This is a genomic window from Massilia sp. Masssp94, assembly GCF_059491305.1.
The window spans coordinates 4,577,939-4,604,265 of record NZ_CP168501.1 but is presented as its reverse complement, the minus strand read 5'-3'; the positions used below and the strand labels follow the sequence as shown (position 1 = coordinate 4,604,265).

Here is a 26,327-nt window from a genome sequence, read left to right as displayed (position 1 = left end):
CAGCTTACGCCGCGCACTGGACGGGCTCGGTGCGATAGCGAACCTATCTCGGTGGAGAGACGGAAGCTGATGGCGATGCATGGCGAGCGCGGGCAAGGCGCGAGGAGGCCGCATGGTCAATCCATGCAACGACGAGCAACGCAGCACGAGCTCGTCAGGCGCGCCAGCAGCGACGTCGACTACCGAGATAGGTTCGCCTTAACGCTGTGCACGGCTTCCCCGGAGGTAATAAAAATGCGATCGCCCTCTTCTGGACGGATGGCGTGTCCACCGGTAAAAGATCCGAAAGACGGCAGGATCATCCGATCAGGACCTAAGACGAAGCACGGCAGCCGCAGGGCGTCGAAACGTGTCGCCAAGACATACACTGGATGCACGTGACCCGCCAGCACATAGCCGGGCGCGTCCAGGTCCGGGTGGTGGCAGAACGACAGCGGGCCGACCGTGTACGGCTCGTCGACGAGGTCGATGCCGAGCACGTCGGCCGGGTCGCCCGCATGCTTGTCGTGGTTGCCGCGCACGAGCGTCAGCACGAGGTCGCAGCGCCGCCGGCGCCATGTGAGCAGCGCGGCCTGCGTGCCCGCCGCGTGCGCCGCGCGCGCATGCAGGAAGTCGCCGAGGAACAGCACGTGGTTCGCACCGGTCGCATCGATGAGGGCATCGAGGGCGTCGAGGTTTTCCATCGTCGTCCCGCGCGGGACGGGGATGCCGAACGAGCGGAATGCGGCCGCCTTGCCGAAGTGAATGTCGGCGATGGCCAGCAGTTTTTCACGCGGCCAGAACACGGCTTTCTGCGGCAGCAGCACGAGCTGTTCTCCGGCAACGTCGACGGTGACGCCGCTCATGCCCCGGCCGCCTTTTCGAGCTCGCGCACCATGCGCGCGACGCGGTCCGCCAGCTTTTCCGTGCTGACCTTCTCGCGGAAGCGCTCGACCATCAGCGGAAAGCCGAACGGCGTCGCGCGCTTCACCTCGCGGAAGGCGATGCGGCGCGCATGCAGTTCGACGAGCGTGTCGCGCAGCCGCGTGAGTTCCAGTTCCTGCTCCAGCACTTCGCGCTCGGCCTGCGTGAGCAGCAGGTTGCCGCTGTCGTGCTTGCGGAAGACTTCGAAGAACAGCGACGACGACGCCTGCACCTGGCGCATGGATTTGTGCTGGCCCGGATAGCCCTGGAAGATGAGCCCCGCGATGCGCGCCACTTCGCGGAAGCGCTGCTGCGACAACTGCGTCGCGTTCAGGCTGTCCAGCACATCCTCGAGCAAATGCGACGTGTCGAACAGGCCGACGTCGGCGCCCGTCTCCGCATTGAACACGTTCGCCCAGTCGACCGCTTCGGGCGCCAGCAGTTCGAATCCGTAGTCGTTGACGGCGATGGAAAAGGTACTCGGCATGACGCGCCCCACGCGGTACGCGAACAGCGACGCGAGCCCGGTGTGCACCGCCCGTCCCGCGAACGGATACAGGAACAAATGATACCCCTCGCGGCTCTTCATGCTTTCCAGGACGAGCACGTCGCTGTCGGGCAGCGCCGACCAGCGCGCCTGGATCTCCAGCAGCGGCTGCAGCGCGCGCATTTCCGGCCCGTCGTAGATGCCCTCCCTGGCGAGCTTGAGTTCTTCCAGCGCCGCGTGCGCGAGCTCGGACGACAGCGGCATCTTGGTACCCATCCAGCGGCTGACGGCGCCGCGCGTCGAGTCCGAACGCTTCACGTACGCCGTCATCTCGTGCACGCGCACGAGTTCCAGGATGCGGCCGGAGAACAGGAAGCGGTCGCCCGGCTTCATGCGCCCGATGAACGATTCCTCCACGCTGCCGATGCGGCCGCCGCTCACGTACTTCACCTGCATCTGCGCATCCGACACGATGGTGCCGATCCCCATGCGGTGGCGCCTCCCGATCTTCACGTCGGGCACACGGTAGACGCCCTCCTCGTCCGGCAGCACGCGCTTGTACTCCGGATAGACCGTCAGGCTCTGGCCGCCGCGCGCAACGAAGTCCAGCGCCCACTGCCATTCCTGCGGCGCGAGGAGGCGGTACGACCACGCGCTTGTCACTTCCTCGTAAAACTCGTCGGACCGGAAGCCGCCGCCCAGCGCGACAGTGACGAGGTGCTGCACGAGCACGTCGAACGGCTTGTTCGGTACCTGCCGCGCTTCGATGCGGCGCGTCGCGACGGCGCGCTTGGCGCCGGCCGCTTCCAGCAATTCCAGGCTGTTCGTGGGCACGAGCGTCACGCGCGAGATGCGGCCCGGCGCGTGGCCGCTGCGGCCCGCGCGCTGCAGCAGCCGCGCGATGCCCTTGGCGCTACCCACCTGCAGCACGCGCTCGACGGGTAAAAAGTCGACGCCCAGGTCCAGGCTTGCCGTGCACACGACGGCTTTCAGGTCGCCGCGCTTGAGGCCCGTCTCGACCCATTCGCGCACCTCGCGGTCGAGCGAGCCGTGGTGCAGCGCGACGAGGCCGGCCCAATCCGGGCGCGCCTCGATGATGTTCTGGTACCACAGCTCCGATTGCGAACGCGTGTTCGTGAAGACCAGCGTCGCGGCGTGCCGCTCGATCTCGTCGATCACTGGCTGCAGCATCTGCAGGCCCAGGTGGCCCGCCCACGGAAAGCGCGCGACGCCCTGGGGCACGAGGCAGTCGACGACGATCTGTTTTTTCAGGTCGCCTTCGACGAGCACGCCCGCTTCCGGATCGCCCAGCAGCACGCCGCGCGCTTCCGCCAGGTTGCCCATCGTGGCCGACAGGCCCCACACGACGAGGCCCGGATTCCAGCGCCGCAGCCGCGCCAGCGCGAGCTGCACCTGCACGCCGCGCTTGCTGCCCATCAGCTCGTGCCACTCGTCGATGATGATCATGTCCAGGTGTTTGAACTGGTCGCGCGCGGCCGCGTGCGACAGCAGCAGCGACAGGCTTTCCGGCGTCGTGATCAGCGCACCGGGCAGCGCCTTGGACTGGCGCGCGCGCTCGGCCGCGCCCGTGTCGCCCGTGCGCGCGCCGATCGTCCACGTGCCGATGACGTCCGGGCTCGCGGCGCCCAGCTCGGCCGCCGACACTTCCAGCGACCGCTGCGTGTCCGCCGCCAGCGCGCGCATCGGCGTGATCCACAGCACGCGCAGGCCGGTATTCGCACGCCGCGTGCGGTTGGCGCCGCGCAGCAGCGCGGCGAACCAGACCGCGTACGTCTTGCCCGCGCCGGTGTTCGCGTGCAGCAGGCCCGATTCGCCGGCCAGCGCGGCCTTCCACACGGCGCGCTGGAACGGGAACACCTTCCAGCCGCGCGATGCGAACCAGCTGTCGACCGCTGCTTCCGCCTGGGTCCTGGTCATGGCGTGACGGCTCCCAGCAGGTCTTTCAATGTGTCGAGCGTATCCGCCTCTTCGACGGGCTTGTCGTCACGCCGCCGCAGGATACGGGGAAAGCGCACGGCGATGCCGGCCTTGTGGCGCGTGGACAGCGCGATGCCTTCGAAGCCGATCTCGAACACCATCGTCGGCCGCACCGAGCGCACGGGCCCGAATTTCTCGACCGTCGTCTTGCGGATGATGTTGTCGACCTGCGCGATCTCCGCGTCCGTGAGGCCCGAATAGGCTTTCGCGAACGGGACGAGCTTGCGCGCGTCGCCCTCGCCATCCCACACGGCGAACGTGTAGTCCGTGTACAGCGACGCGCGCCGGCCGCTGCCCGCCTGCGCATAGATCAGCACCGCGTCGACGGCATACGGATCGATCTTCCACTTCCACCACGTGCCCACGTCCTTCGTGCGGCCCACGCCGTACTGCGCGTTCCGTGCCTTCAGCATCATGCCTTCGACGCCGCGCGCCCGCGACTCCGCCCGCAGCTTGCCGAGATCGTCCCAGGAGTCGGCCGTGACGAGCGGCGAGATGCGCAGCTGCGGTTGCGCCGCGCCCGTGACGAGTGTCTCCAGCAGCGCGCGCCGTTCGTGCTGGGGCAGCGCGCGCGTGTCGACACCGTCCAGCTCCAGCAGGTCGTACGCGAGCAGCACCGCAGGCAGCTCGGCCAGCAGTTTCGCGGACAGCGTCTTGCGGCCGATGCGCTTCTGCAGGTCGGCGAACGGTGCCGGCGAATCGCCCGTCGTCCAGATCAGCACCTCGCCGTCGATCACGGTGCCGTCCGGCAGGGATAGACTCGCGAGCTCGGGGAAGCGTTCCGTGATCAGGTCCTCGCCGCGCGACCACAGGTAGTTCTGGCCGCCGCGCCGCACGAGTTGCGCGCGAATGCCGTCGTACTTCCACTCGACCTGCCAGTCGTTCATGTCGCCCAACGCACTGGGCTCGCCCTGCAGCTGGTGCGCGAGGAAGAAGGGGTAAGGCTGGCCGCCGCGCAGCTGGTGCTCGTTGTCGGTCTGCGCCGCGATCAGTTGCAGGAAGCCCGTCGCCGTCGGTTTGACACGGCCATCCGTCCAGCCCATCAGGCGCTGCGCGATCAGCTTCGAGTCGACCGCGGCGATGGACGCCAGCGCGCGCGTGACGAGCAGCTTCGACACGCCCACGCGAAAGCCGCCGCCGATCAGCTTCACGAACAGGAAGCGTTCGCGCCACGTGAGTTCGTCCCAGTACGAGAACAGCGCTTCCCGGATCGTGCCCGGATCGGCGCCGCGCAACGGGCCGATGCGCTCTTCCATCCACACGGCCAGGCCCACGTCGCTGTGGCGCTTCGGCGACGGCAGGATGTGGGCGATGGTCTCGGCCATGTCGCCGACGGCCGCATACGATTCGTCGAACAGCCACTCGTCCAGGCCCGCGTATTCGATGGCGTACTGGCGCAGCAGCTTGCTCGGCACGGCCTGGCGCGGCTTGCCGCCCGCGAGGAAGTACACGGCCCAGGCGGCGTTTTCCGGGGCGGCGCTGGCAAAGTAATTCTGCAGCGCCTCGAGCTTGCGGTTGGTGGCGGTGGTTTCGTCGAGTTCGGCGTACAGGCGGGCGAATTCACGCATCCTTCGCCTCCTCCGCCTGCGGTTCTTCCGGCGTGGCCGTGACGGCTTCGTCATCCTCCTCGCCGTATTCCGTGTCGAACGCTTTCGCATCGAGGCCGATCTGGCACAGCCAGCGCACCATCACGGGTATCGAACCGTGCGTGACGATCACCTGCTGGGCGCCGGTGGCGTGGATCGCGTCCAGCAAACCGGGCCAGTCGGCATGGTCGGACAGCACGAACCCGCGGTCGACGCCGCGCCGCCGACGGGCACCGCGCAGCAGCATCCAGCCGCTGGCGAAGGCGTCGGAATAGTCGCCGAAGCGGCGCGTCCACGGCGAGCCCGATGCGGACGGCGGCGCCAGCACGAGCGCCTTTTTCAAATCCGCCTTGTCCGTCTCGCTGACCATCTGCGTATGCGGCAGGACCACGCCGCCCTCGCGGTAGATGCGGTTCAGCGGCTCGACGGCGCCGTGGCAGACGATGGGCCCGACAGAAGGGTCCAACCCACAGAGCAGGCGCTGCGCCTTGCCGAATGCGTAGGCGTACAGGATACTCGTGCGGCCTTCATCGGCATTACGGCGCCACCAGCGGTTGATGTCGTCGAAGACTTCCTGCTGCGGATCCCAGCGGTAGATCGGCAGGCCGAACGTGGATTCCGTGATGAACGTGTGGCAGCGGACGGCTTCGAACGGCGCGCACGTGGCATCCGGCTCGACCTTGTAGTCGCCCGACGCGACCCAGATCTCGCCCTGGTGCTCCATCCGGATCTGCGCGGAGCCAAGCACGTGGCCGGCCGGGTGCAGCGAGATCGTCACGCCGTTGTGGACGACCTTGTCGCCGTATTCCAGGCCTTCGATGTTGATGTCCTGGCCGAGGCGCGACTTCAGGATGCCGACGCTCTGCTGCGAAGCCAGGTAATGCTTGTGGCCCCAGCGCGCATGGTCGCCGTGGGCATGGGTGATGACGGCCCGGTCGACCGGCCGCCACGGGTCGATGTAGAACTGGCCCGGCACACAGTACAGGCCTTCCTTCCTTACGATGACCATGTCGCCCATGCGTTCGGCGTCCTCCTTTTAGACCAGCGTGACGAAATCGGCGAGGAACGCGCGCTGCTCGCCGTCCGGGAATTCGATGTGGACCTGGTCCCCGGCCACGGACAGCACGACGCCTTCGCCATACTTCGGTACCGTGACGCGCGCGCCGACGTCGAACGCGGGGCCGGCCGGCGCGTCCGCGTCCGGTTCGCGGTCGAATTCGTCGTCGCGGATGTCGATATCTTCCGTCAGCACGGCGGCCGGCGGATTCAGGCAGTTGTCGCAGCGGCAGCACTTCTCGAAGCCTTCGACCTCGTCGCCGAAATAATCGAGCAGCAGCTTCCAGCGGCAGAAACCGCTCACGGCATACGATACCATCTGTTCGAGCGCTTCCTTGTCGCGCTCCTGCTTCTGGCGATACACCTCGGCCATTGCCGCGAACAGTTTATCCTCGGGCGACGCGCTGCCGGGCAGGTACGCGAGCTTGCGGTTCTGGCGCAGCAGCTTCGCATCCTTCAGCAGTTTCAAACACACCTTCAGATGCGGCCCCGCGAGTTCGCCGGCGACGTCATCCACGCGAGCCGGCGTCGCCGTCTCGCTTTCCGTAAGCGCGTGCACGGCCTCGTACACGGCGCGGATCTCGTCCGCCGTCGGATAGTGCTTCACGAGGAAGAACTGCTGCACGCGCTTGTCGTCCTGCAGGAACAGCAGGGTGCAGCTGGCATCCCGGCCGTCGCGGCCCGCGCGGCCCGATTCCTGGTAATAGGCTTCCAGGTTCGCGGGGATCTGCAGGTGGATCACGAAGCGCGTGTCCGGCTTGTCGATGCCCATGCCGAACGCGTTCGTCGCCACCATGACGCGCCGCTCGTCGTTCATGAACAGGTCCTGGTTCGCCTTGCGTTCGGCGGCGTGCAGCTTGCCGTGGTACAGGGTGACGGATTCGCCGGCGTCCAGCAGCATCTGGTGCATCTCCTCCGCCGCCTTGACGGTCGCGGCGTAGACGATGCCCGTCCCCTTCGTGCCGCGCACGAGGCGCAGCGCTTCCTGCAGTTTCTCGTCCGGGTTCGTCACCTGCACGACCGCGTACTGCAGGTTCGGCCGGTAGATGCCCGTGTTGATGACGTTCATGCGCGGGCGATTGAGCTGGCGGCCGATGTCGTCGACCACGTCTTCCGTCGCGGTGGCCGTCAGCGCCAGTACAGGCGGACGGCCCAGCGCGTCGATCGCGCCGGCCATCTCGAGATAGGCCGGGCGGAAGTCGTGGCCCCATTGCGAAATGCAGTGGGCTTCGTCGACGACGACGAGGGCGATTTTCACGGCCTTCAGCACGTCGACGAATTCGGGCATGACGAGGCGCTCGGGCGTGCAGAACACGATCTCGCAGCGGCCCTCCGCGATCGCGGCCAATGCGTTCCTCTCCTCTTCCGCCGACAGGCTGCTGTTGACCTGCTCGGCGCGGATACCGAGTTCCCCGAGCTTTTCCAGCTGGTCCTTCATCAGCGAGATCAGCGGCGAGACGACGACCGTCATGCCGTCCAGGATGCGGGCGGGGATCTGGTAGCACAGCGATTTACCGCTGCCGGTCGGCATGATCGCCAGCGTGTCCCTGCCATCGAGGACGCTGTCGATCACGCGTTGCTGGCCGTCGCGCAGGTGTTCGATGCCGAACACCGTATGCAGCAGGCGACGGATGGTGTTGCGGCGAACCGCGAGTACACCCTTGTGGAGGAGTTTGGGATCGTGTGTGGTCATGATGATGCCAATGTAAGCCTGAGCACGGCCACACACCATAGGACGCAACCTACAGTCACCGTAGGATGCCGTGCACGAGCGACCACAAGCGTTCATACAAGGCGACGAGCTTTAATCCTACAGAGTGACGGATTGCCAGCCGATAGTTTCTCTCAAGAACACGTTCTAAGATGACATCAACATCAACACGACAGCAATCCGCATTCGGAGGTTCATCATGGTCCGCTTCCTGCCCGCTCCCTTTACCGCAGCCTGGCTCGCGCTCACGAGCGCGGCGACGTGGCTGCTGTGCGAAACCGATGCGTTGAATGGCTTCGCGCCGTTGTTTTACCACTGAAGACGCCACGTATCCGTTCGTTGCCTTCCGTATCATTTGTTACAAATTAACAGTTGAACAATATGAGGAGGTCGCCATACCTGAGCCAGGAGGACTCATCATGAAGTACGCCCTGATATTCGACGATGACGCGGCCGCACGCCGCCACAGTGTCACCCTGCTCAAGTCGCTCGGCTACGTTGTCGCCGAGACGACGACGGCGCAGGCGACGCTGAACGCCATGCAGGCGCTGCGCTTCGACGTGATCCTCACCTCCAGCGCGCACGCCGCCGGCGACCGGCGCTCGCTGCCCGGCGAACTCTCGCGCCTCGCGCCCGACACCCCCACGATCCTGCTGCTCGACGAGGACGAGCCCTTCCCGCCGCTGTATCACGCGTTCAGCGCCACCGTCACGAAACCGGTCACCGTGCGTGCGCTGCGCCATGCGCTGGAGTTCGGGCTGGACGGTACGGGCGCCCATCCGGTCCCCTCGCGCACCCACGTCGAGCGGCGCGACGGCCAGCGGCGCCGGCACGCGCGCGACACGGCCTCCACCCGGTTGGCATAAATACAATTTGTGAATTATCGCTAACAATCTTTGGTTTGATCAGGCATCCACCGAGGCATAAGATAGTTGTCATAAAATGTTATCGCAAACATAATTTTGCGAAATAACAGTAAATAACAATAATCGGAGGAGATATGCCGCACACCCTGATCCCGCAGCGCCGACCGCGTCCCCCCTCTCGTCCCGCCCCGCGCTGATCGCGCGACCCGCCAGTCCGCTTTTTTTCACGGTGATCCTGTGCCCCCACAGCGGGCGCGGGCGTCGCTCGTCCTGCCCGCCGGCGATCCCGGCATGGGTCCGCAGCAAAAGCAGCACACGCAGTGAACTCCGGGCCGCCCCCGCCCGGCAATCAACCCGAACCACGGAGATGTTCATGCCCCATGCTTTTTCGCGCACCACCCGCCGCGTCGCGTCGGCGCTCGTCATGCTGTCCGCCTTTGCCGCCGGCGCGTCCGCGCAGACGGTCGCCATCAACCCGGCCACGACATACCAGACCGTGCGCGGCTTCGGCGGCTTCAGCGGCGCCGGCTGGGCGGCGGAGCTGACCGCTGCCCAGGTCGACGCCGCGTTCGGCACCGGCACGGGCCAGATCGGCCTGTCCATCATGCGCCTGCGCATCGACCCGGATCCCAGCAAGTGGTCCACGCAACTGGCGTCCGCGCAGCTCGCCAAGGCGAAGGGCGCCATCCTGTTCGGGACGCCGTGGACGCCGCCGGCGAACATGAAGACGAACAATAGCCTGGTCCAGGGAAGCCTGTTGCCGAGCCGCTATGGCGACTACACCACGCACCTGCTGAACTTCGCGAGCACGATGCAGGCCGGCGGTGCCGCGCTGTACGCCATCTCGATCCAGAACGAACCCGACTTCGCCCCGGACTACGAAAGCTGCCTGTGGAACTCGCAGCAATTCATCGATTACCTGTCGAGCCAGGGGTCGCGCTTCGGCACCTACAAGGTGATCGCGGGCGAGTCCGCTACCTTCTACAAGCCGCTCACCGATCCGATCCTCAATAGCGCGACGGCCGCGCCGCAGTTCGACATCGTCGCCGGCCACCTGTACGGCGTGAACCCGAGCGACTACGCCCTCGCCCGTTCCAAGGGCAAGGAGGTGTGGATGACGGAGCACTTCACCGACAGCACGTCCAGCGCCAACGACTGGTCGAAGGCGATGCCGGTGGCGCTGGAACTGCACAACAGCATGGTGGCCAACTACAGCGCCTACGTGTGGTGGTACATCCGCCGCTCCTACGGCCTGCTGACGGAAGACGGCAACGTCAGCAAGCGCGGCTACATCATGGCGCAGTTCGCGAAATACGTCCGCCCCGGTTCCGTGCGCGTCGCCGCGACGGAAAAACCGTATGCCGACGTCTTCGTCACCGCCTACAAGAACACCGCCGGCAAACTGGTCGTCGTGGCCATCAACAATGGCACGTCGCAGCGCCAGCTGCAGCTGCAGGTCGGCAGTGCCGCCCCCGGCTTCACGAAATACCGCACCACGTCGACCGACAACACCGGTTATGCCGGCCAGTACACGGTGACGGGCGGCGTCGCGACCGCGTGGATCGATCCCGGCAGCGTCAACACTTTTGTAAGCCAGTAAGTCAATAAAACCAACCCAGGAGGAGATGAGTCATGCTGAAACAACGATTACTACGATGGAGCCTGCCCCTGCTCGCGATGTCGGCGCTCCCTGCGGCCATCGCGCAGACGGTCGCCATCGATCCCGCGACGACCTACCAGGTCATCCGCGGATTCGGCGGGCATAACGGCGCGGGCTGGATCGCCGACCTGACGCCGGCGCAGGTCGACACCGCGTTCGGCACGGGCCCGGGCCAGATCGGCCTGACGGTCATGCGGATGCGCATCGACCCGTCCAGCACCGCGTGGGCGACGCAGCTGCCGACGGCGAAGCTGGCGAAGGCCAAGGGCGTCACCCTGTTCGCCACGCCGTGGACGCCGCCGGCGTACATGAAGACGTCGAACGCCATCGCGCACGGCAGCCTGATTCCGAGCTACTACCCGGACTACGCCACGCACCTGCTGGGCTTCGCGGACTACATGCGCACGAACGGCGCCCAGCTGTACGGCATCTCCGTGCAGAACGAGCCGGACTGGGATCCGGACTACGAAGGCTGCACGTGGACGTCCGCCCAGTTCATCGACTTCATCAAGTCGCAGGGCCCGCGCTTCGCCGGCCTCAAGCTGATGGCGCCGGAATCGCTGGGCATGCGCAAGGTGCTGTCCGATCCGATCCTGAACGACGCGGGCGCGGCGGCCCAGCTCTCGATCGTGGCGGGCCATCTGTACGGCACGACGCCCAGCGACTACCCGCTCGCGCGCGCCAAGGGCAAGGAGGTGTGGATGACGGAACACTACACGGACAGCACGTCGGACGCCAACGACTGGGCGAAGGCGATGCCGGTCGCGATCGAGGTCCACCGGAGCATGGCCGCGAACTACAGCGCGTATGTGTGGTGGTACATCCGCCGGTTCTACGGCCTGATCACGGAAGACGGCAACGTCAGCAAGCGCGGCTGGATCATGTCGCAGTACGCGAAATTCGTGCGGCCCGGCTACGTGCGCATCGGTGCCACGCAGAACCCCTACCCGGACGTGTACGTGACCGCGTACAAGGGCGGCGACGGCAAGGTCGTCGTCGTGGCGGTCAACAACGGCACGGCCCAGCGCCGCGTCGACCTGACGTTCGGCAGCGGCGCGCCGCGCACCCTGCAGCGCTATGTCACGTCGGCCGCCACCAACGAGAGTTATGCGGGCGACTACCCGGTCATCGCGGGCGGCGCCAGCGCCGACCTGGAACCGTCCAGCGTCAGCACCTTCGTGAGCCAACCGGCCGTCGCCGACCTCACCGGCAGCGTGAAGATCGTGCAGAGCGGCCTCACGGCGAACCGCTTCACGGGCCAGTTCAGCGGCACGGTGTCGTTCACGAATACGACGGGTGCGACGCTCGCCGCATCGACGCTGCGGCTCGTGGTGGACGGCCTCACGGCGGGCGTCACGCTCGACAACAAGCAGGGTGACGTGAACGGCGTGCCAACCATCGCGCTGCCCGTGAACCAGATCGCACCCGGCGCCACCGTCACCGTGACGACGACGTTCGGCAACCCATCGAAGGGCGCCATCGCCTATACCCCGAAACTCCAAGGCATCACGTTCTGAAAGACTTCGCCATGATCAACTACCTGACCTCCTTCTTCACACGCGCCCTGCTGGCGCTGGCCCTCGCCGGCGGTGCGAACACCGCGTTCGCCGGTCCGATGGTCCACTTTACTGTCGACACGACGAGCCTGACGGGCACCGGCTATCTCGACCTGACGTTCGCGGCCCTGGCAGGGGCGGCGCCGGCGACGGCCACGCTGACCCATTTCACGGGCGCGTTCGGCGCCACGGCGCTGCCGACGGGCGACGTCGGCGGCGACATCGGCTCCGCGGTCACGCTCGGCAACGGGCAGACGTTCAACGAACTGCTGCAGGCGGTGACGTTCGGCGGCCTGTTCAGCTTCGACGCCGCGTTCGACATCGCGCCCGGCGGGACGATCGGCACCGGCTTCGGGATCGCCCTGGTGAACGCGGCGCTCGACAACTACGTGCCGGGCACGATGGGCAACGTCGCGTCGATCGACCTGATGCCGGGCGCACCGGCCACGGTCTGGGCCGACACCGCGTTCGTGACCGCCACGCCGGTGCCGGAACCGGCCGGCCTGCCCGTGTTCGCGACGGGCTGCGTGCTGGCCGCACTGGCACTGCGGCGCCGGAACCGGGGTCAGAGCCCGAATTTGGGAAATTGATCAAAACCGGGCTCTGACCGCGGTTTTTGGAAACAAAAAAGCCCGGACGGTTTCCCGCCCGGGCTTTTTTTACCATTGAACGCTTACGCGGCTTCGACAGCCACCGGCATCCGGATCAGGTAGTCGAACGCGGACAGCGCCGCCTTCGCACCCTCGCCCGCCGCGATGACGATCTGCTTGAACGGCGTCGTCGTCGCATCGCCCGCGGCGAACACGCCCGGGATGTTCGTGCGGCCGTGGGCGTCCACGACGATCTCGCCAAAGCGCGACAGTTCCACCGTGCCCTTCAGGAACTCGGTGTTCGGCACGAGGCCGATCTGGACGAACACGCCCGCCAGCGGCACGTGGTGTTCCTCGCCGCTGATGCGGTCCTTGAACTTGATGCCGTTCACCTTGCTGCCGTCGCCGGTGATTTCCGTCGTCTGCGCATTCACGTGGATCGTCACGTTCGACAGGCTCTCGACCTTGTTGACGAGCACGGCGTCCGCCTTCAGCTGCGACGCGAATTCGATCAGCGTCACATGCTCGACGATACCCGCCAGGTCGATCGCCGCTTCCACGCCCGAGTTGCCGCCGCCGATGACCGCCACGCGCTTGCCCTTGTACAGCGGGCCGTCGCAGTGCGGGCAGTAGTTCACGCCGGCGTTCTTGTATTCCTGCTCGCCCGGCACGTTCACGTTCCTCCAGCGCGCACCCGTCGACAGGATCACGGTGCTCGACTTCAGCGAGCCGCCGTTCTCGAACTGCACCTCGACCAGTTCGCCGGGCGCCGACGGCGGGATGATTTTCGCCGCCGTCTGCTGCGTCATGATGTCCACGCCGTAGTGGCGCACCTGCGCTTCCAGCGCGGCCGAGAATTTCGGGCCGTCCGTTTCCAGCACGGAGATGTAGTTCTCGATCGACATCGTATCGTTCACCTGGCCGCCGAAGCGTTCCGTCGCGACGCCGGTGCGGATGCCTTTGCGGGCCGCGTACACGGCCGCCGCCGCACCCGACGGGCCACCGCCGACGATCAGCACGTCGTACGGATCCTTCGCGCTCAGCCTGGCGGCGTCGCGGGCGCCGGCGCCCTTGTCCAGCTTGGCGACGATCTCTTCGATCAGCATGCGGCCCGAGCCGAACAGTTCGCCGTTCAGGAACACCATCGGCACGGCCATCACCTTGCGCGACTCGACTTCGGCCTGGAACGCGCCGCCTTCGATCACGGTCGTCTTCACCCGCGGGTTCAGGATCGCCATCAGCGACAGGGCCTGCACGACGTCCGGGCAGTTATGGCAGGTCAGCGACATGTACATCTCGAATTCGTAGTCGCCGTCCAGCGCCTTGATCGCATCGATCGTCTCGGCTTCGACTTTCGGCGGATGCCCGCCCGTCCACAGCAGCGCCAGCACGAGCGACGTGAATTCATGGCCCAGCGGCAGCCCGGCGAAGCGCAAATTCATGTCGGTGCCGACACGTTTCAGGGTGAACGACGGCTTGCGGGCGTCGTTGCCGTCCGTGCGCAGCGTGATCTTGTCGGCGCGCAGTCCCTGGATCGTCTGCAGCAGGTCGAGCATCTGCTTCGACGTGTCGCTGTCGTCGAGCGAGGCAACGATCTCGAACGGTTGCTGGACGCGTTGCAGGTAGCCGGCGAGTTGGTTTTTCAGTTCTTGTTCGAGCATGATCGTATCCTTTTCTTCAGTCGTGTTCAGGCCGATGCGGTCCCCATGAGGACGCATCCATCCAATCTAAATAGTGAATCTGGAAGGCAGATCGACTAGCGAGATCGCCTGTGATTTCTGTGCGGGCCCGTTCCGGATGGGCTCGTGGGGAGGGGGTGGGCACCGGCCGCCCCTCGCGGTCGGTGCCTGGTACTACGGTGCTACGGTGCTACGGTGCTACAGGTGCTTCCAAAACAGATCTATTTAGATCTTGCCGACCAGGTCCAGCGACGGCTTCAGCGTTTCGGCGCCTTCGGTCCACTTGGCCGGGCAGACTTCGCCCGGGTGCGATGCGACGTACTGGGCTGCCTTCACTTTGCGCATCAGTTCCGACGCGTCGCGGCCGATGCCGTTGTCGTGCACTTCCATGACCTTGATCTGGCCTTCCGGATTGATCACGAAGGTGCCGCGCAGGGCCAGGCCTTCTTCCTCGATCATGACTTCGAAGTTACGCGACAGCAGGCCGGTCGGGTCGCCGATCAGCGGGTAGTTGACCTTCTTGATCGCCTCCGACGTGTCGTGCCACGCCTTGTGGGCGAAGTGGGTGTCGGTCGACACGCCGTAGACTTTGACGCCCATCTTTTCGAATTCCGGCTGGAAAGCAGCCAGGTCTTCCAGCTCGGTCGGGCAGACGAAGGTGAAGTCCGCCGGGTAGAACATCAGGACCGACCACGTGCCTTTGAAATCGGCTTCGGTCAGGTCGATGAACTTGCCTGCGTGGTAAGCGGTTGCTTTGAACGGCTTGATTTCGGTGTTGATGATGGACATTCAGTACTCCTCTTTCGGGGTTAAAAAAAGCTTAGGTGTGAACTATACCCTGTCACACCCTTCATGTGAAATTGATTGAACGGATTCTATCAATTGATTTTAGCTATCATAGCGCGATAGGCGGTGCCTATCGGGAGCATTGATGGCCAAAGGATCAGGCCGGCGCTGCCGCCGGTTGCACCGCCGTCTCCATGCACGGCAGCGTGAGGCTGAACGTCGCCCCCTGCCCCGGCGTGCTCTCGACGGTCAACTGGCCGCCGTGCGAGACGGCCAGCTGACGCGAGATGTACAGGCCCAGGCCAAGGCCCTTCGGCTCGCCGCTTTTCGCGCCACGCTCGTACGGTTCGAAGATGCGTTCGATGTAGTCGGGCGCAATCCCCTTGCCGTGGTCGCGCACGGCGATACGGACGTTGCAGCCGCCGTCTTGCAGCTCTTCCTTATGCACGCTGACTTCCACCGCGCCGCCGCCGCCATAGCGCATCGCGTTGGTCAGCAGGTTGACGACGACCTGTTCGATGCGGAACTCGTCCCAGAACCCTTCGACCGGGTGATGCGGCGCCAGCACGACGTTGGCGCCGGCCGCCGCGGCCTGCAACGACAAATCGTTCACCACGCGTTCCAGCAGGGCCATCAGCTCGACCTTCGCCGGGCGGATCGACAAGGTGCCGCTCTTCATGCGCGAGACGTCCAGCATGTCGTCGATCAGGCGGATCATCGCCTTGATCTGGCGCTCGTCGCGCTTGATCATGTTGTTCATCTGGTCCGGATTGAACGCCGGCAAATTGCCCCGCTTCAGTTGCAGGCTGCGCATTTGGGTTTCCAGGAACAGCGTGTTGAGTGGCGTGCGCAGTTCGTGCGCGACGAGGGACATGAATTCGTCGCGCATGCGCAGCGAGCGCTGCAGCTCGGCCTGCGTCGCGTTCAGCTCACCCAGCAGCACCTCCTGCTCGCGCCGCGCCGCTTCCAGCGCTTCCATCTGGCGCTGCATCTCGCGCCGCTGCTGGTCCAGCGTGACGAACACGTGCACCTTGCTGCGCACGGCGTCCGGGTCCAGCGGCTTGTACAGGAAGTCGACGGCGCCCGTCTCGTAGCCCTTGAACGCGTAGTTCAGCTCGCGGCCGGCGGCGGACACGAACACGATCGGGATGTTGCGGGTGCGCGAGGTGGAGCGCATCAGCTCGGCGAGTTCGAAGCCGTCCATGCCGGGCATCTGCACGTCGAGGATGGCCAGCGCGAAATCGTGTTCGAGCATCAGGGACAGTGCTTCCTCGCCGGACTGGGCCTGGAACACGAGGCGCTGCTCGTCGCGGATCAGCGCGTCGAGGGCGCGCAGGTTTTCCGGCAGGTCGTCGACGATCAGCAATTTACTGGGGTCGTGTGCGCTCATGGTTCATTCATCTCCAACATGGGCAACAAGGCGTGGATGCGCGCCAGAGGCAGTATCAGGTTCGGTTGGCAGCGGTTGATGGCGGTCACGGGCATCGTGGGCACCTGGGCGTCGGCGGGGTCCTGCACGACGGTGAAGCCGCCGCGCGCGCGGATGCGGGCCATGCCGTCGGCGCCGTCGTGGTTCGCGCCCGTGAGCAGGATGCCGGCCAGGGCCGGACCGTAGGCGTCCGCGCTGGATTCCATCAGCACGTCGATCGCGGGCCGCGCGAAGTGCACGGGCGGCTCGCAACTGATCGAAAACGTGCGGTCGCGTTCGACGGACAGGTGGTAGCCTGGTCCGGCGAAGTACACGGTGCCGGGCACGATCTCTTCCTTGTCGGCCGCTTCCTTCACGCGCACGGGCAGGCGCTCGTCGAACAGCTCGGCCAGGCGGCTTTCGCGGTCGCCCGGCATGTGCAGGATGCAGAACACGGGCAAGGTATAGCCGGCCGGAATGGCGGGCAGCAGCGTGACGAGCGCATCCACGCCGCCGGCCGAGCCGCCGATCACGACGGCTTCGAAGCGCCGTCCGCGCAGCGCGGCGCGCATTGCGCCCTCCTGCGGACCGGGGTCGACGGCGGGACTCATGACGCCACCTTGCGGAACACCCGTTCCCGCTTCGCGAGCGCTTCGAATTGCTGGGCGTACGTGGAAAAGTCGATGCTTTCCTTGCTGCCGAGGCCGAGGAAGCCGCGGTGGCACAGCGATTCGTGGAACAGGCCCAGCACCCGGTTCTGCAAGTGCCGGTTAAAGTAGATCATCACGTTGCGGCAGCTGATGAAGTGCGTCTCGGCGAACACGCTGTCCGTGGCGAGGCTGTGGTCCGCGAACGTGACGTTCTCGACGAGCGCGCGGTCGAACAGCGCCCCGCCGTACGCGGCCGTGTAGTAATCGGAAAACGCGCGCGTGCCGCCCGCCTTCTGGTAATTCTCCGTGTACACGCGCATCTTATCCAGCGGCATCACGCCGCGTCGTGCCGCTTCCAGCGACTCCGGATTGATGTCGGTCGCGTACATCTGCGTGCGCTCCAGCAGGCCCTCCTCATGCAGCAGGATCGCGAGCGAAACCACTTCCTCGCCCGTGCTGCAGCCGGCCACCCACACATTCAGCGACGGGTACGTCTTCAGGAACGGCACGACGAGCCGGCGTACAGCCAGATAATAATCCGGGTCGCGGAACATTTCCGTCACCGGGATGGTCAAAAACTGCAATAGCTGCGCGAACGCGGCAGGGTCGTGCATGACGCGCGCCTGCAAAGCCGAGATCGTTTCGCATTCCATCGCGCGCAGCGCGGCGAGCACGCGGCGCTTTTGCGAGGCGCCCGTATAGTCGCGGAAATCGTAGTTGTACTTGAGGTAGACAGCCTCGACCAGCATCCGCAACTCGATGTCGTCGCTCGGCAGGCTGTGCATCGTCTTTTTCAAATGCGCTCCAGCGTCGGCATCCACACGCGCAGCAGCGAGTACAGCCGGGTCAGGTCGATCGGCTTGGCGAGATAGTCATTGGCGCCGGCGGCCAGGCATTGTTCCTGGTCGTCCTTCATTGCCTTCGCCGTGATCGCAATGATCGGGAGGCGCGCGAAGCGCTTGTCCTGGCGGATGCGGCGCGTCGCTTCCAGTCCGTCCATGCCCGGCATCATCACGTCCATCAGGACCAGGTCGATCGACTCATGTTCATCGAGCTTGGCAATGGCTTCATACCCATTGCGGCCCACCTCCACCCTGGCGCCGCGTTGTTCCAGGGCACTGGTCAACGCGAACACATTGCGCACGTCATCGTCCACGAGCAGGATCGTGCGGCCTTCGAAAACGCGGTCGCGTCCGCGCACCGTCTTGAGCATCGACTGGCGTTCCGACGACAGTTCCGATTCCACCTTGTGCAAGAACAGCGTGACCTCGTCCAGCAGGCGCTCCGGCGAGCGCGCACCCTTGATGATAATCGAGCGCGAATATTTCAGCAGTTCCGCTTCCTCGTCGCGCGTCAAATTGCGTCCCGTGTACACGATGACGGGCGGGAACGAACACAGTTCTTCCAGAGACATACGCTTGAGCAATTCGTTACCCTGCATGTCCGGCAGCTTCAAGTCGATGATCATGCAATCGAACGTCTGCGTGCGCAACAGGTCCAGCGCATCCGTGCCGGACCCGACGGCCGCGATCTCGACGTCCGTATCGGAAATCAATTGCACGACGCTGTCGCGCTGGCGTTCGTCGTCTTCCACGAGCAGCACGCGTTTCATTTCCTGCGACGACTTGTCCTTCAGCTTGCGGAACACGTCTTCCAGCTGCTCGCGCGACGTCGGTTTCAGTGCATAGCCGATCGCGCCCAGGTGCAACGCCTCGCCGCCGTTCTCCTGGCTCGAGACGACGTGGACGGGGATGTGGCGCGTGCCCGGATTGTCCTTCAGCTGTTGCAGCACGGACAGGCCGGAGCCGTCCGGCAGGCGGATGTCGAGCAGGATCGCGTCGGGAATCTCGTTCGTCGCCAGTTCCAGTCCTTCCTGCGCCGTCAGCGCGACGAGGCAGCGGAATTCCATGTCGTGCGCGAGGCCGTACAGGATACGTGCGAATTCCGGCTCGTCCTCGATCACGAGCACTGTGCGCACGCCGGCGGCGGGCTGGGCGCGGTCGTCGGCGAACGCCGGCAACGCCAGGCCCTGCGCGGGTGCCACCGGCTCAGGTTCCGGCAAGGGTGCCCGCACGGGCGGCTGCGCCGGCGGGAGCACGGGCGGCGTCGCGGCGACGGTGCCGTTGCGCGGCAGGCTCAGGACGAATGAACTGCCTTCGCCCGGCGCGCTCGTGAGCGTCAGGGTGCCGCCCAGCAAGGCGGTCAGGTCGCGCGAGATGGACAGGCCCAGGCCCGTGCCGCCGTACTTGCGGGCGGTGGAGCCGTCGGCCTGGTGGAACGCGTCGAAGATTTTATCCTGCTGCTCGGGCGCGATGCCGATGCCGGAATCCTGCACGGTGAACTGGATCCAGCCATCCGTGTTGGCGCTCACGGTGAGATGCACCTTGCCCTTGTCGGTGAACTTGACGGCGTTCGACAGCAGGTTCTTGAGGATCTGTTCCAGGCGCTGGCGGTCCGTGTGGATGCTGATCGGCACGTCCGGCTCGACCGTCAGGCTGAAGTCCAGGTGCTTCTGGCGCGCCAGCGGTTCGAACACGCGGGCCAGGCCCTCGATGACGCGGCGCAGCGGCAAGTCTTCCGGCACGAGCTCCAGCTTGCCGGCCTCGACCTTCGAGATGTCGAGGATGTCGTTGATCAGGTTCAGCAGATCATTGCCCGCCGAATAAATCGTCTGGGCGAAGCGCACCTGCTCGTCGTTCAAATTGCCCGCCGCATTGTCGGCCAGCAGTTTCGCCAGGATCAGCGACGAGTTCAGCGGCGTGCGCAGTTCGTGCGACATGTTCGCGAGGAACTCGGACTTGTAGCGGCTCGCGCGCTCCAGCTCCAGCGCCCGCTCGCGCAACTGCTCCTGGGCCTGCACCAGCGCGCTGTTCTTGGTGTCGAGGTTGGCGGCCTGCTCGGCCAGCTGTTCGTTCGTCTGCTCCAGCTCGGCCTGCTGGTTTTCCAGCGCCGACTGCGATTCCTCCAGCGCGCGCGACTGCTCTTCCAGCTCTTCGTTCGCCGTGCGCAGTTCTTCCTGCTGCACCTGCAGTTCCTCGTTCAGGGCCTGCTGCTCTTCCAGCGCGGCCTGCAGGCGCTGGCGGTGCAGCACGTTGGCGACGGCGGCGCCAACCGACGCGGCGATCGTCTCCATGAACTGGACGTCGCGCTCGCGCACGGGGTGCAGGAAGCCGATCTCGATGACGCCCTTGATCTTGCCGAAGTTCGACACGGGCGCGATCAGGAGTTCGCGCGGCGCCGTCTCGCCCAGCGCCGAGCCGACCTTGATGTAGTCCGGCGGCAGGTCGCGCAAGGTGACGATGCGGTTCTGGTCGGCGGCCTGCGCGGCCAGCGACTCGGTCGGATGCACGATGCGCGCGCGGTCCGTGTCCGCATGCGCGAACCCGTAGGCGCCGATGCGGGTCAGCGTACCGTCATCGGCGCGCACGTACATCGCGGCCACGACGCCGTTCAGGTAGTTCGCCACATAGTTCAACACGGCGTCGGCCAGCGTTTCCAGGCTGATGATGCCCGTCGTCTTGCCGACCAGTTCCGTCTGGCCCGAGCGCAGCCACGCCTGTTGCGTCAGCTGGGTATTGTGGTCTTCCTCGTGCTGCAGGATGTCGCCGTACGATTTGGACAGCGCCTGCAGGTCGCGCCGGCCGAACACGGCGAGCAGGCCGGCGACGATCAGGCTGAACGCGAGGAAGGCGGCGACGGACCACGCGATCACGGAACGCGACGTGGCGTTCCGTTCCTGCAGGATGCGTTGTTCTTCCAGGATGAAATCGAGGAACTCGCGCCGGACCTGGTCGGTCAGGATCTTGCCGCGGCCGGCCTTGATGTTCTGGATGATCTCGACGAAGTCGCTCTTCTTGCCGCGCAGGCCGATCATCTCTTCGGCGAACGCCTGCCATTGGAGCTGCGCCGCGCGCACCCGCTCGATGCGGTCGAGCTGCGCCCGGTTGTCGTCGACGAGCCGCTCGAGGTTCTTCAGCTCGGCATCCATGCGCGGCTTGGCCGTCAGGTAAGGCGCCAGGAAATCGTCGTCGCCGGACAGCACGTAGCCGCGCATGCCGGCCTCCATGTCGGACGACAGGCGGCTGACCTCGTTGGCGCGGCCGATCACGTGCTCGGAATGCTCGACCCAGCTCAGGACATTGATGAGGTAGGCGATGATACCGACGAAGACGAGCGCGCTGAGCACGCCCATGCCCAGCGGCATGGCGACGTTGCGCGACAGGATCCGGCGGAATTGGTCACTATCGATACTCGAACCGGGCATGCTGTGTGGTTACTCTTGTGAAAAAAAATATCCCAAGTGTAACGCAAGCGAAGAAACGGAGGCGTTCGCTTGAGCGTGACTTTTTGTCAAGTCGACGGCGTTGCGGCGTATTTACGGCAGAGATCGCCGAAGATACGGGGCGGTGCGGCTGTCCTTCGCCCGCGCGACTTGTGCCGGCGGCCCTTCCGCCACCACCTTGCCGCCTGCCTCGCCCGCGCCGGGACCGATGTCGATCACCCAGTCGCAGGCAGCCACCACGCGCATCGTGTGCTCGACCATGATGACGGTGTTGCCCGCATCGACGAGACGGTCGAGCTGGGCCAGCAGGCGGTCGGCGTCGAGCGGGTGCAGGCCCGTCGTCGGCTCGTCCAGGACGTACAGCGTCCCGCCGCGGCCGGCGCGCTGCAGCTCCGTCGCCAGCTTGATGCGCTGCGCCTCGCCGCCCGAGAGCTCCGTCGCGCTCTGCCCCAGCCGCAGATAACCGAGCCCCACCTCGCGCAGCACGGAGAGCGGCCGCGCGACGGCTTCCTCGTCCGCGAAGAACGCATGCGCCTCGTCGACCGTCATGCCCAGCACGTCCGCGACGTTGCGGTCGTTGTAGCGGATCGCCAGCGTGTCGGCGTTGTAGCGTGCGCCGCCGCACGTGGGACAAGGCGCGTACACGCTCGGCAGGAACAGCAGCTCGACCATCACGAAGCCCTCGCCCGCGCAATGTTCGCAGCGGCCCTTGGCCACGTTGAACGAGAACCGGCCGGCGTCGTAGCGGCGCTTCTTCGCGGCCGGCGTCGCCGCGAACAGTTTTCTCACCTGGTCGAACAGGCCCGTGTACGTGGCTAGGTTCGACCGGGGCGTGCGGCCGATCGGCCTCTGGTCCACGCGCACGAGGCGACGGATGCCGTGCATGGGCCCCCCCGCGATGTGGCCCACGGTCGGGATGTCGGCCTCGCGCTCGAGGTCCATGCCGTCCTCCGTCCCGTCGTCGGCCCCGCCTCGTCCTTGCCCCTCTCCCAGCGCCGCGCCGACGAGATCGACGAGCACCTGGCTCACGAGCGTCGACTTGCCGGAGCCGGAGACGCCCGTCACGCCCGTCATCACGCCGAGCGGGAAGCGGACGGCGAGATCGTGCAGGTTGTTGCGCGTGACGCCTTCCAGCCGCAGCCACCAGGCCGGCGCGCGCGGGGTCCGTGCCGGCGCGCGCACGGCGTCCTGCGCATCCGTGAACAGATAGCGCCGCGTGTGCGAGCCCTTCACATCGCGCAGGCCATCGGGCGGGCCGCTATATAGAACCTGCCCGCCTTGCTCGCCCGCTTGCGGGCCGACGTCGACGATCCAGTCCGCGTGCCGGATCACGTCCAGCGCGTGCTCGACGACGAACAGCGAATTGCCGGCCGCCTTCAGGCGCGCGAGCGCGTCCAGCAGCGCTTCCGTGTCGGCCGGATGCAGGCCGGCCGACGGCTCGTCCAGCACGTACACGACGCCGAACAGGTTCGAGCGCACCTGCGTGGCAAGGCGCAGGCGCTGCAATTCTCCCGGCGACAGGGTCGGCGTGCTGCGTTCCAGCGCGAGGTAGCCCAGGCCAAGCGCGAGCATCGTGTCGAGCCGCGCGCACAGGTCCGCGGCGATGCGCTGCGTGACGATCAGCTGCTCCGGATGCTTATCGGCGCGCCTGGGTGCCGTGCCATCCGCGTAAGGACGCAGCATCTGCGCCAGGCGTTCCAGCGGGACGCGCGACAAGGTCATGATGTCCATGCCGGCAAACGTCACGGACAAGGCTTCCTGGCGCAGGCGGCGGCCCTGGCACAGCGGGCATTCCGCGCTGACCATGTAGCGCGCCACGCGCTTCTTCATCGATGCGCTTTCCGTGTTCGCGAACGTCTGCAGCACGTAGCGGCGCGCGCCGCTGAACGTGCCCTGGTAGCTGGGCGTCTCCTTGCGCTTGAGGGCGCGGCGCGTTTCCTCCGGCGTCAGGCCCGCGTACACGGGCACGGTGGGCGTCTCGTCCGTGAACAGGATCCAGTCGCGGTCCTTCCTGGGCAGGTCGCGCCACGGCGTGTCGACATCGTAGCCCATGGTGACGAGGATGTCGCGCAGGTTCTGCCCGTGCCACGCGGGCGGCCACGCGGCGACGGCGCGCTCGCGGATGGTCAGGCTGTCGTCCGGCACCATCGACGCTTCCGTCGCGTCGTACACGCGCCCAAGTCCCGAGCATTGCGGACACGCGCCTTCCGCCGTGTTGGGCGAGAACGATTCGGCGTACAGCAGCTCCTGGCCGGGCGGATAATCGCCGGCACGCGAGTACAGCATGCGCAGTGAGTTCGACAATGTGGAGACGCTGCCGACCGAGGACCGCGTCGTCGGCGTGCCGCGCTGCTGCTGCAGGGCGACGGCGGGCGGCAGGCCGTCGATGTCGTCCACTTCCGGCACGGGCATCTGGTGGAACAGCCGGCGCGCGTAGGGCGAGACGGATTCCAGGTAGCGCCGCTGCGCTTCCGCATAGAGTGTCCCGAACGCGAGCGACGACTTGCCCGAGCCGGACACGCCCGTGAACACGACGAGCGCGTCGCGCGGGATGTCGAGGTCGACGTTCTTCAGATTGTGCTCGCGCGCGCCGCGCACGCGCACGTAGCCTGTCTTCGTTAATGGGTCGCGCATGCCTCATTCAAGCACATGCGAACGCGGCAGTCCGTGCGCTGGCCCACCATCACGGAATCAGCATCCGCGCCCGCAACTCGGCAAACAGGTCGTAGAACGAATCCTCGGTCGACTGCCACGCGGCAAAGCCGAGCCGGCGGCTGTTCGCCATGTCCGTCATCACTTCGATGGGACGGCCGAGGTCGAGGTCCGTGTGCCACGGCGACACGAGCCGGTTCAGGTCCGCCTCGACGAGCTTGTGGCGCGTGGCGATCTCGCGCCAGACGGCGTGGTCGTTGGCCATCTCGGCCTCCAGCGGCCGGATCTCGCCCTCGAAACCGGCCGCCTGGACGCCGAACCATGCGGCGAGCCGGCGCCACAGCCAGCTCCAGCGGAAGTAGTCGCCGTTCGTGATGTTGAAGGCCTCGTTGCGCGCGGCGTCGTGGTCGGCGGCCCAGCGCAGCTGCCGCGCGAGCATGCGCGCATCCGTCACGTCGGACAGGCCATCCCACTGCGCCTGCGAACCGGGGAAGCGGAACGGCCGGCCCGTCGCCTTGCAGATCGACGCGTACACGGCCAGGGTCGTGCCCAGGTTCATCGCATTGCCGACCGCCATGCCGATGACCGTGTGGGGCCGGTGCACGGTCCACGTGAAGCGGTCGCGGGCCGCCGCCGCATAGACCTCGTCTTCTTGCGCGTAATAAAAATTGTCGAGGGGCAGGCGCGGCTGCGATTCGCGCAGCGGCGTGTCGGGCAAGGTGCCGGAACTGGCGTACGCCTCGAACGGGCCGAGGTAGTGCTTCAGGCCCGTCACCAGCGCCACGTGGCGCAGCGTCTTGCGCGAGCCGAGCGCATCGAGCAGGTTGCGCACGAGCGCGGCGTTGACGCGGATGTTTTCCGCTTCGCTGTCCTGGCGCATCCACGTCGTGATGAAGACGTGCGTCGGGCCACCGTCGCCAAATGCCGTGGCGAGCGCTGCGCCGAGCCGTTCCGGATCCATCAGGTCGGCCGGCACGGGGATCAGGCCCGGCAGGTCGGCGGGCGGGCGGCGCGCGAGGCCGTACACGGTCCAGCCGTGGGCCAGCAGTTCCCGTGCCGTGGCATGGCCGCCGATCCCGCTGGCGCCCACGACGAGTGCGCTTCTTTTCATGCCGCTTCTCCTTGTCGATGGCAACCGCTATTCTTGCCCGCTTCGGGAAAGCGCGTCGCACACCTTGCCGATGCCGCCGCCCGGCGGGAAGCGCGCCGCCACTGCACGCGTCCGCTCCGCGAGGCCGGGTGCCGCCAGCAAACCGTCCAGCGCGCGCACGAGCCGCCGTTCGTCCAGCCGCCCCGCCGGCAGGCTCGCGCCGACGCCGAGCGCCGTCACGCGCGCGCCATTGTCGAACTGGTCGTGCGCCAGCGGCACGACGAGTTGCGGCGTCCCCGCGCGCAGCGCCTCCGCCGTCGTGCCGATGCCGCCGTGGTGGACGAGCGCCGCCGCCTGCGGCAGCAGGGCCCGCAGCGGCACGTAGTCCTGCCACAGCATCGATGGCGGCAGGTCGGCCGGCACCTGGTCGCGGTGCGGCGTGAGGAACACGGCGCGCCGGCCCAGCCGCGTGGCGGCCGCGTGCGCGTGGCGAAAGTACGCGGCCGCCTGCGTGTTGCCGGTGCCGTGCGTGAACACGAGCGGGGCCGGGCCGGCCTGCAGGAACGCTTGCAAGTCGGCGGAGAGCGTCGCATCCGCATTCGGATCGAACAAGGGAAAATCGCCGCGCACCAGCGGCTGCGGCCAGTCCGGCTGCGTGGGCGCGAACCAGTCGGGGAACAGCGTCAGCGACAGGTCGGGCACGGACGCGATCCAGTCCATCAGCGACGGCACCGGTGTCAAGCCGTGCGCCGTGCGCGCCGCGTTCACGTCCGCCAGCGCGACGGGATCGATGAAGCGCCGGCCCACCCAGCGCCAGAACGCGCGGCGTGCGACCAGCGGCACCCACGCCGGCACGCGCCACGGGCCGACCAGCAGCGGATCGTGCACCGTCATCAGGTTCGCCGGCGCAAGGTAGGCGGCCGCGATTTTCACGCCCGGATGCACCGTGCGGCACAAGTCGGCCTCGGGCAGCGCGAGCGGATGCACGAGCAGCATGCAGGTTTCATGCTGCGGCAGCGCCGCGACGAAGGGCACGATGCGCGCCATCGCAAGCCGCGTCGCGCGCCACACGACGCCGAAGCCGCGCGTGGGATGCCACAGGTCGGGATCGCGCAGCACCGCCTCGTCGGCGGGCAGGCCCGTGAACGGCAGGCCGGTCGGACGCACCCACGGCCCGTGCTGCTCGGGCGCGAGAAAGCTCACGCGGTGGCCGCGGGCACGCAGCGCGAGCGCCAGCGCGAGGAACGGGAACAGGTCGCCGGCCGAGCCGATCGTGACGACGACGTAGTGTTGAGGTTCGATGCGGATCTCCTGCTAGAATATGAGTTCGTTTATCAGGAGATTCTACCCATGCGCCTGTAATGCCC

18 protein-coding genes are annotated in these 26,327 nt (G+C 66.6%); 4 read left to right on the top strand and 14 right to left on the bottom strand.

From position 1 onward, the window contains the following. Positions 1–179 precede the first annotated feature (179 nt). Genes pdeM through ACEN9G_RS20325 form a run of 5 tightly spaced genes read right to left on the bottom strand, consistent with a single transcriptional unit; the run spans position 180 to position 7,723 of the window. A complete protein-coding gene (pdeM, locus tag ACEN9G_RS20345; RefSeq protein ID WP_413344805.1) occupies positions 180–845 on the bottom strand; it encodes a ligase-associated DNA damage response endonuclease PdeM in 666 nt (221 codons plus the stop codon). After that, positions 842–3,328 (bottom strand): ligase-associated DNA damage response DEXH box helicase, encoded by a 2,487-nt coding sequence (locus ACEN9G_RS20340; RefSeq protein ID WP_483126889.1) that lies wholly within the window; start codon positions 3,326–3,328, stop codon positions 842–844. Before ACEN9G_RS20340 ends, pdeM begins: the two co-directional genes overlap by 4 nt. Further along, positions 3,325–4,956 carry an ATP-dependent DNA ligase gene (locus ACEN9G_RS20335; protein WP_413339174.1) on the bottom strand — a complete coding sequence of 544 codons (1,632 nt, stop codon included), beginning with the start codon at positions 4,954–4,956 and terminating at the stop codon, positions 3,325–3,327. The genes ACEN9G_RS20340 and ACEN9G_RS20335 overlap by 4 nt, the downstream gene beginning before the upstream one ends. Continuing rightward, positions 4,949–5,992, bottom strand: a complete 1,044-nt coding sequence (locus tag ACEN9G_RS20330) for a ligase-associated DNA damage response exonuclease (RefSeq protein WP_413339172.1) — start codon at positions 5,990–5,992, stop codon at positions 4,949–4,951. Before ACEN9G_RS20330 ends, ACEN9G_RS20335 begins: the two co-directional genes overlap by 8 nt. A gap of 18 nt (positions 5,993–6,010) precedes the next feature. Continuing rightward, the gene (locus ACEN9G_RS20325) at positions 6,011–7,723 is read right to left on the bottom strand and encodes a RecQ family ATP-dependent DNA helicase (RefSeq protein WP_413339170.1); all 1,713 of its coding nucleotides are present in this window, start codon (positions 7,721–7,723) and stop codon (positions 6,011–6,013) included. Positions 7,724–8,160: 437 nt separating this feature from the next. Between ACEN9G_RS20325 and ACEN9G_RS20320 the strand changes: the two genes are divergently transcribed. From ACEN9G_RS20320 to ACEN9G_RS20305, 4 genes are all read left to right on the top strand, one after another. Further along, a complete protein-coding gene (locus ACEN9G_RS20320; RefSeq protein WP_413339168.1) occupies positions 8,161–8,607 on the top strand; it encodes a response regulator in 447 nt (148 codons plus the stop codon). A gap of 373 nt (positions 8,608–8,980) precedes the next feature. Then, positions 8,981–10,207: a glycoside hydrolase family 30 beta sandwich domain-containing protein gene (locus ACEN9G_RS20315; RefSeq protein ID WP_413339166.1), complete on the top strand. Its 1,227-nt coding sequence runs from the start codon at positions 8,981–8,983 to the stop codon at positions 10,205–10,207. A 32-nt stretch (positions 10,208–10,239) separates the two neighbouring features. After that, complete coding sequence (locus tag ACEN9G_RS20310; RefSeq protein ID WP_413339164.1) at positions 10,240–11,784, top strand: glycoside hydrolase family 30 protein; 1,545 nt, start codon at positions 10,240–10,242, stop codon at positions 11,782–11,784. Positions 11,785–11,795: 11 nt separating this feature from the next. Then, positions 11,796–12,413: an NF038129 family PEP-CTERM protein gene (locus tag ACEN9G_RS20305; RefSeq protein WP_413339162.1), complete on the top strand. Its 618-nt coding sequence runs from the start codon at positions 11,796–11,798 to the stop codon at positions 12,411–12,413. 83 nt (positions 12,414–12,496) lie between these two features. On the opposite strand, the gene ahpF is transcribed toward ACEN9G_RS20305, so the two are convergent. The 9 genes from ahpF to ACEN9G_RS20260 form a co-directional block, all read right to left on the bottom strand. Next, positions 12,497–14,074: an alkyl hydroperoxide reductase subunit F gene (gene ahpF, locus ACEN9G_RS20300; protein ID WP_413339160.1), complete on the bottom strand. Its 1,578-nt coding sequence runs from the start codon at positions 14,072–14,074 to the stop codon at positions 12,497–12,499. Positions 14,075–14,317: 243 nt separating this feature from the next. Continuing rightward, positions 14,318–14,881, bottom strand: coding sequence for an alkyl hydroperoxide reductase subunit C (gene ahpC, locus ACEN9G_RS20295; RefSeq protein WP_413339158.1), 564 nt, complete (start codon positions 14,879–14,881; stop codon positions 14,318–14,320). Positions 14,882–15,035: 154 nt separating this feature from the next. After that, positions 15,036–16,268, bottom strand: a complete 1,233-nt coding sequence (locus tag ACEN9G_RS20290; protein ID WP_413339156.1) for a hybrid sensor histidine kinase/response regulator — start codon at positions 16,266–16,268, stop codon at positions 15,036–15,038. Continuing rightward, entirely contained in the window at positions 16,265–16,897 is a 633-nt protein-coding gene (locus ACEN9G_RS20285; RefSeq protein ID WP_413339154.1) for a chemotaxis protein CheB, read from the bottom strand. Before ACEN9G_RS20285 ends, ACEN9G_RS20290 begins: the two co-directional genes overlap by 4 nt. Next, complete coding sequence (locus tag ACEN9G_RS20280; RefSeq protein WP_413339178.1) at positions 16,894–17,721, bottom strand: CheR family methyltransferase; 828 nt, start codon at positions 17,719–17,721, stop codon at positions 16,894–16,896. Before ACEN9G_RS20280 ends, ACEN9G_RS20285 begins: the two co-directional genes overlap by 4 nt. 8 nt (positions 17,722–17,729) lie before the next feature. After that, a complete protein-coding gene (locus ACEN9G_RS20275) occupies positions 17,730–21,200 on the bottom strand; it encodes a response regulator (RefSeq protein WP_483126888.1) in 3,471 nt (1,156 codons plus the stop codon). A 111-nt stretch (positions 21,201–21,311) separates the two neighbouring features. Further along, on the bottom strand, positions 21,312–23,852 hold the full coding sequence (locus ACEN9G_RS20270; RefSeq protein ID WP_413343202.1) for an excinuclease ABC subunit UvrA: 2,541 nt from the start codon (positions 23,850–23,852) through the stop codon (positions 21,312–21,314). A 49-nt stretch (positions 23,853–23,901) separates the two neighbouring features. Beyond that, a complete protein-coding gene (locus ACEN9G_RS20265; protein WP_413343200.1) occupies positions 23,902–24,981 on the bottom strand; it encodes an SDR family oxidoreductase in 1,080 nt (359 codons plus the stop codon). Positions 24,982–25,008: 27 nt separating this feature from the next. Next, a complete protein-coding gene (locus tag ACEN9G_RS20260) occupies positions 25,009–26,196 on the bottom strand; it encodes a glycosyltransferase (RefSeq protein WP_495605564.1) in 1,188 nt (395 codons plus the stop codon). Positions 26,197–26,327 lie beyond the last annotated feature (131 nt).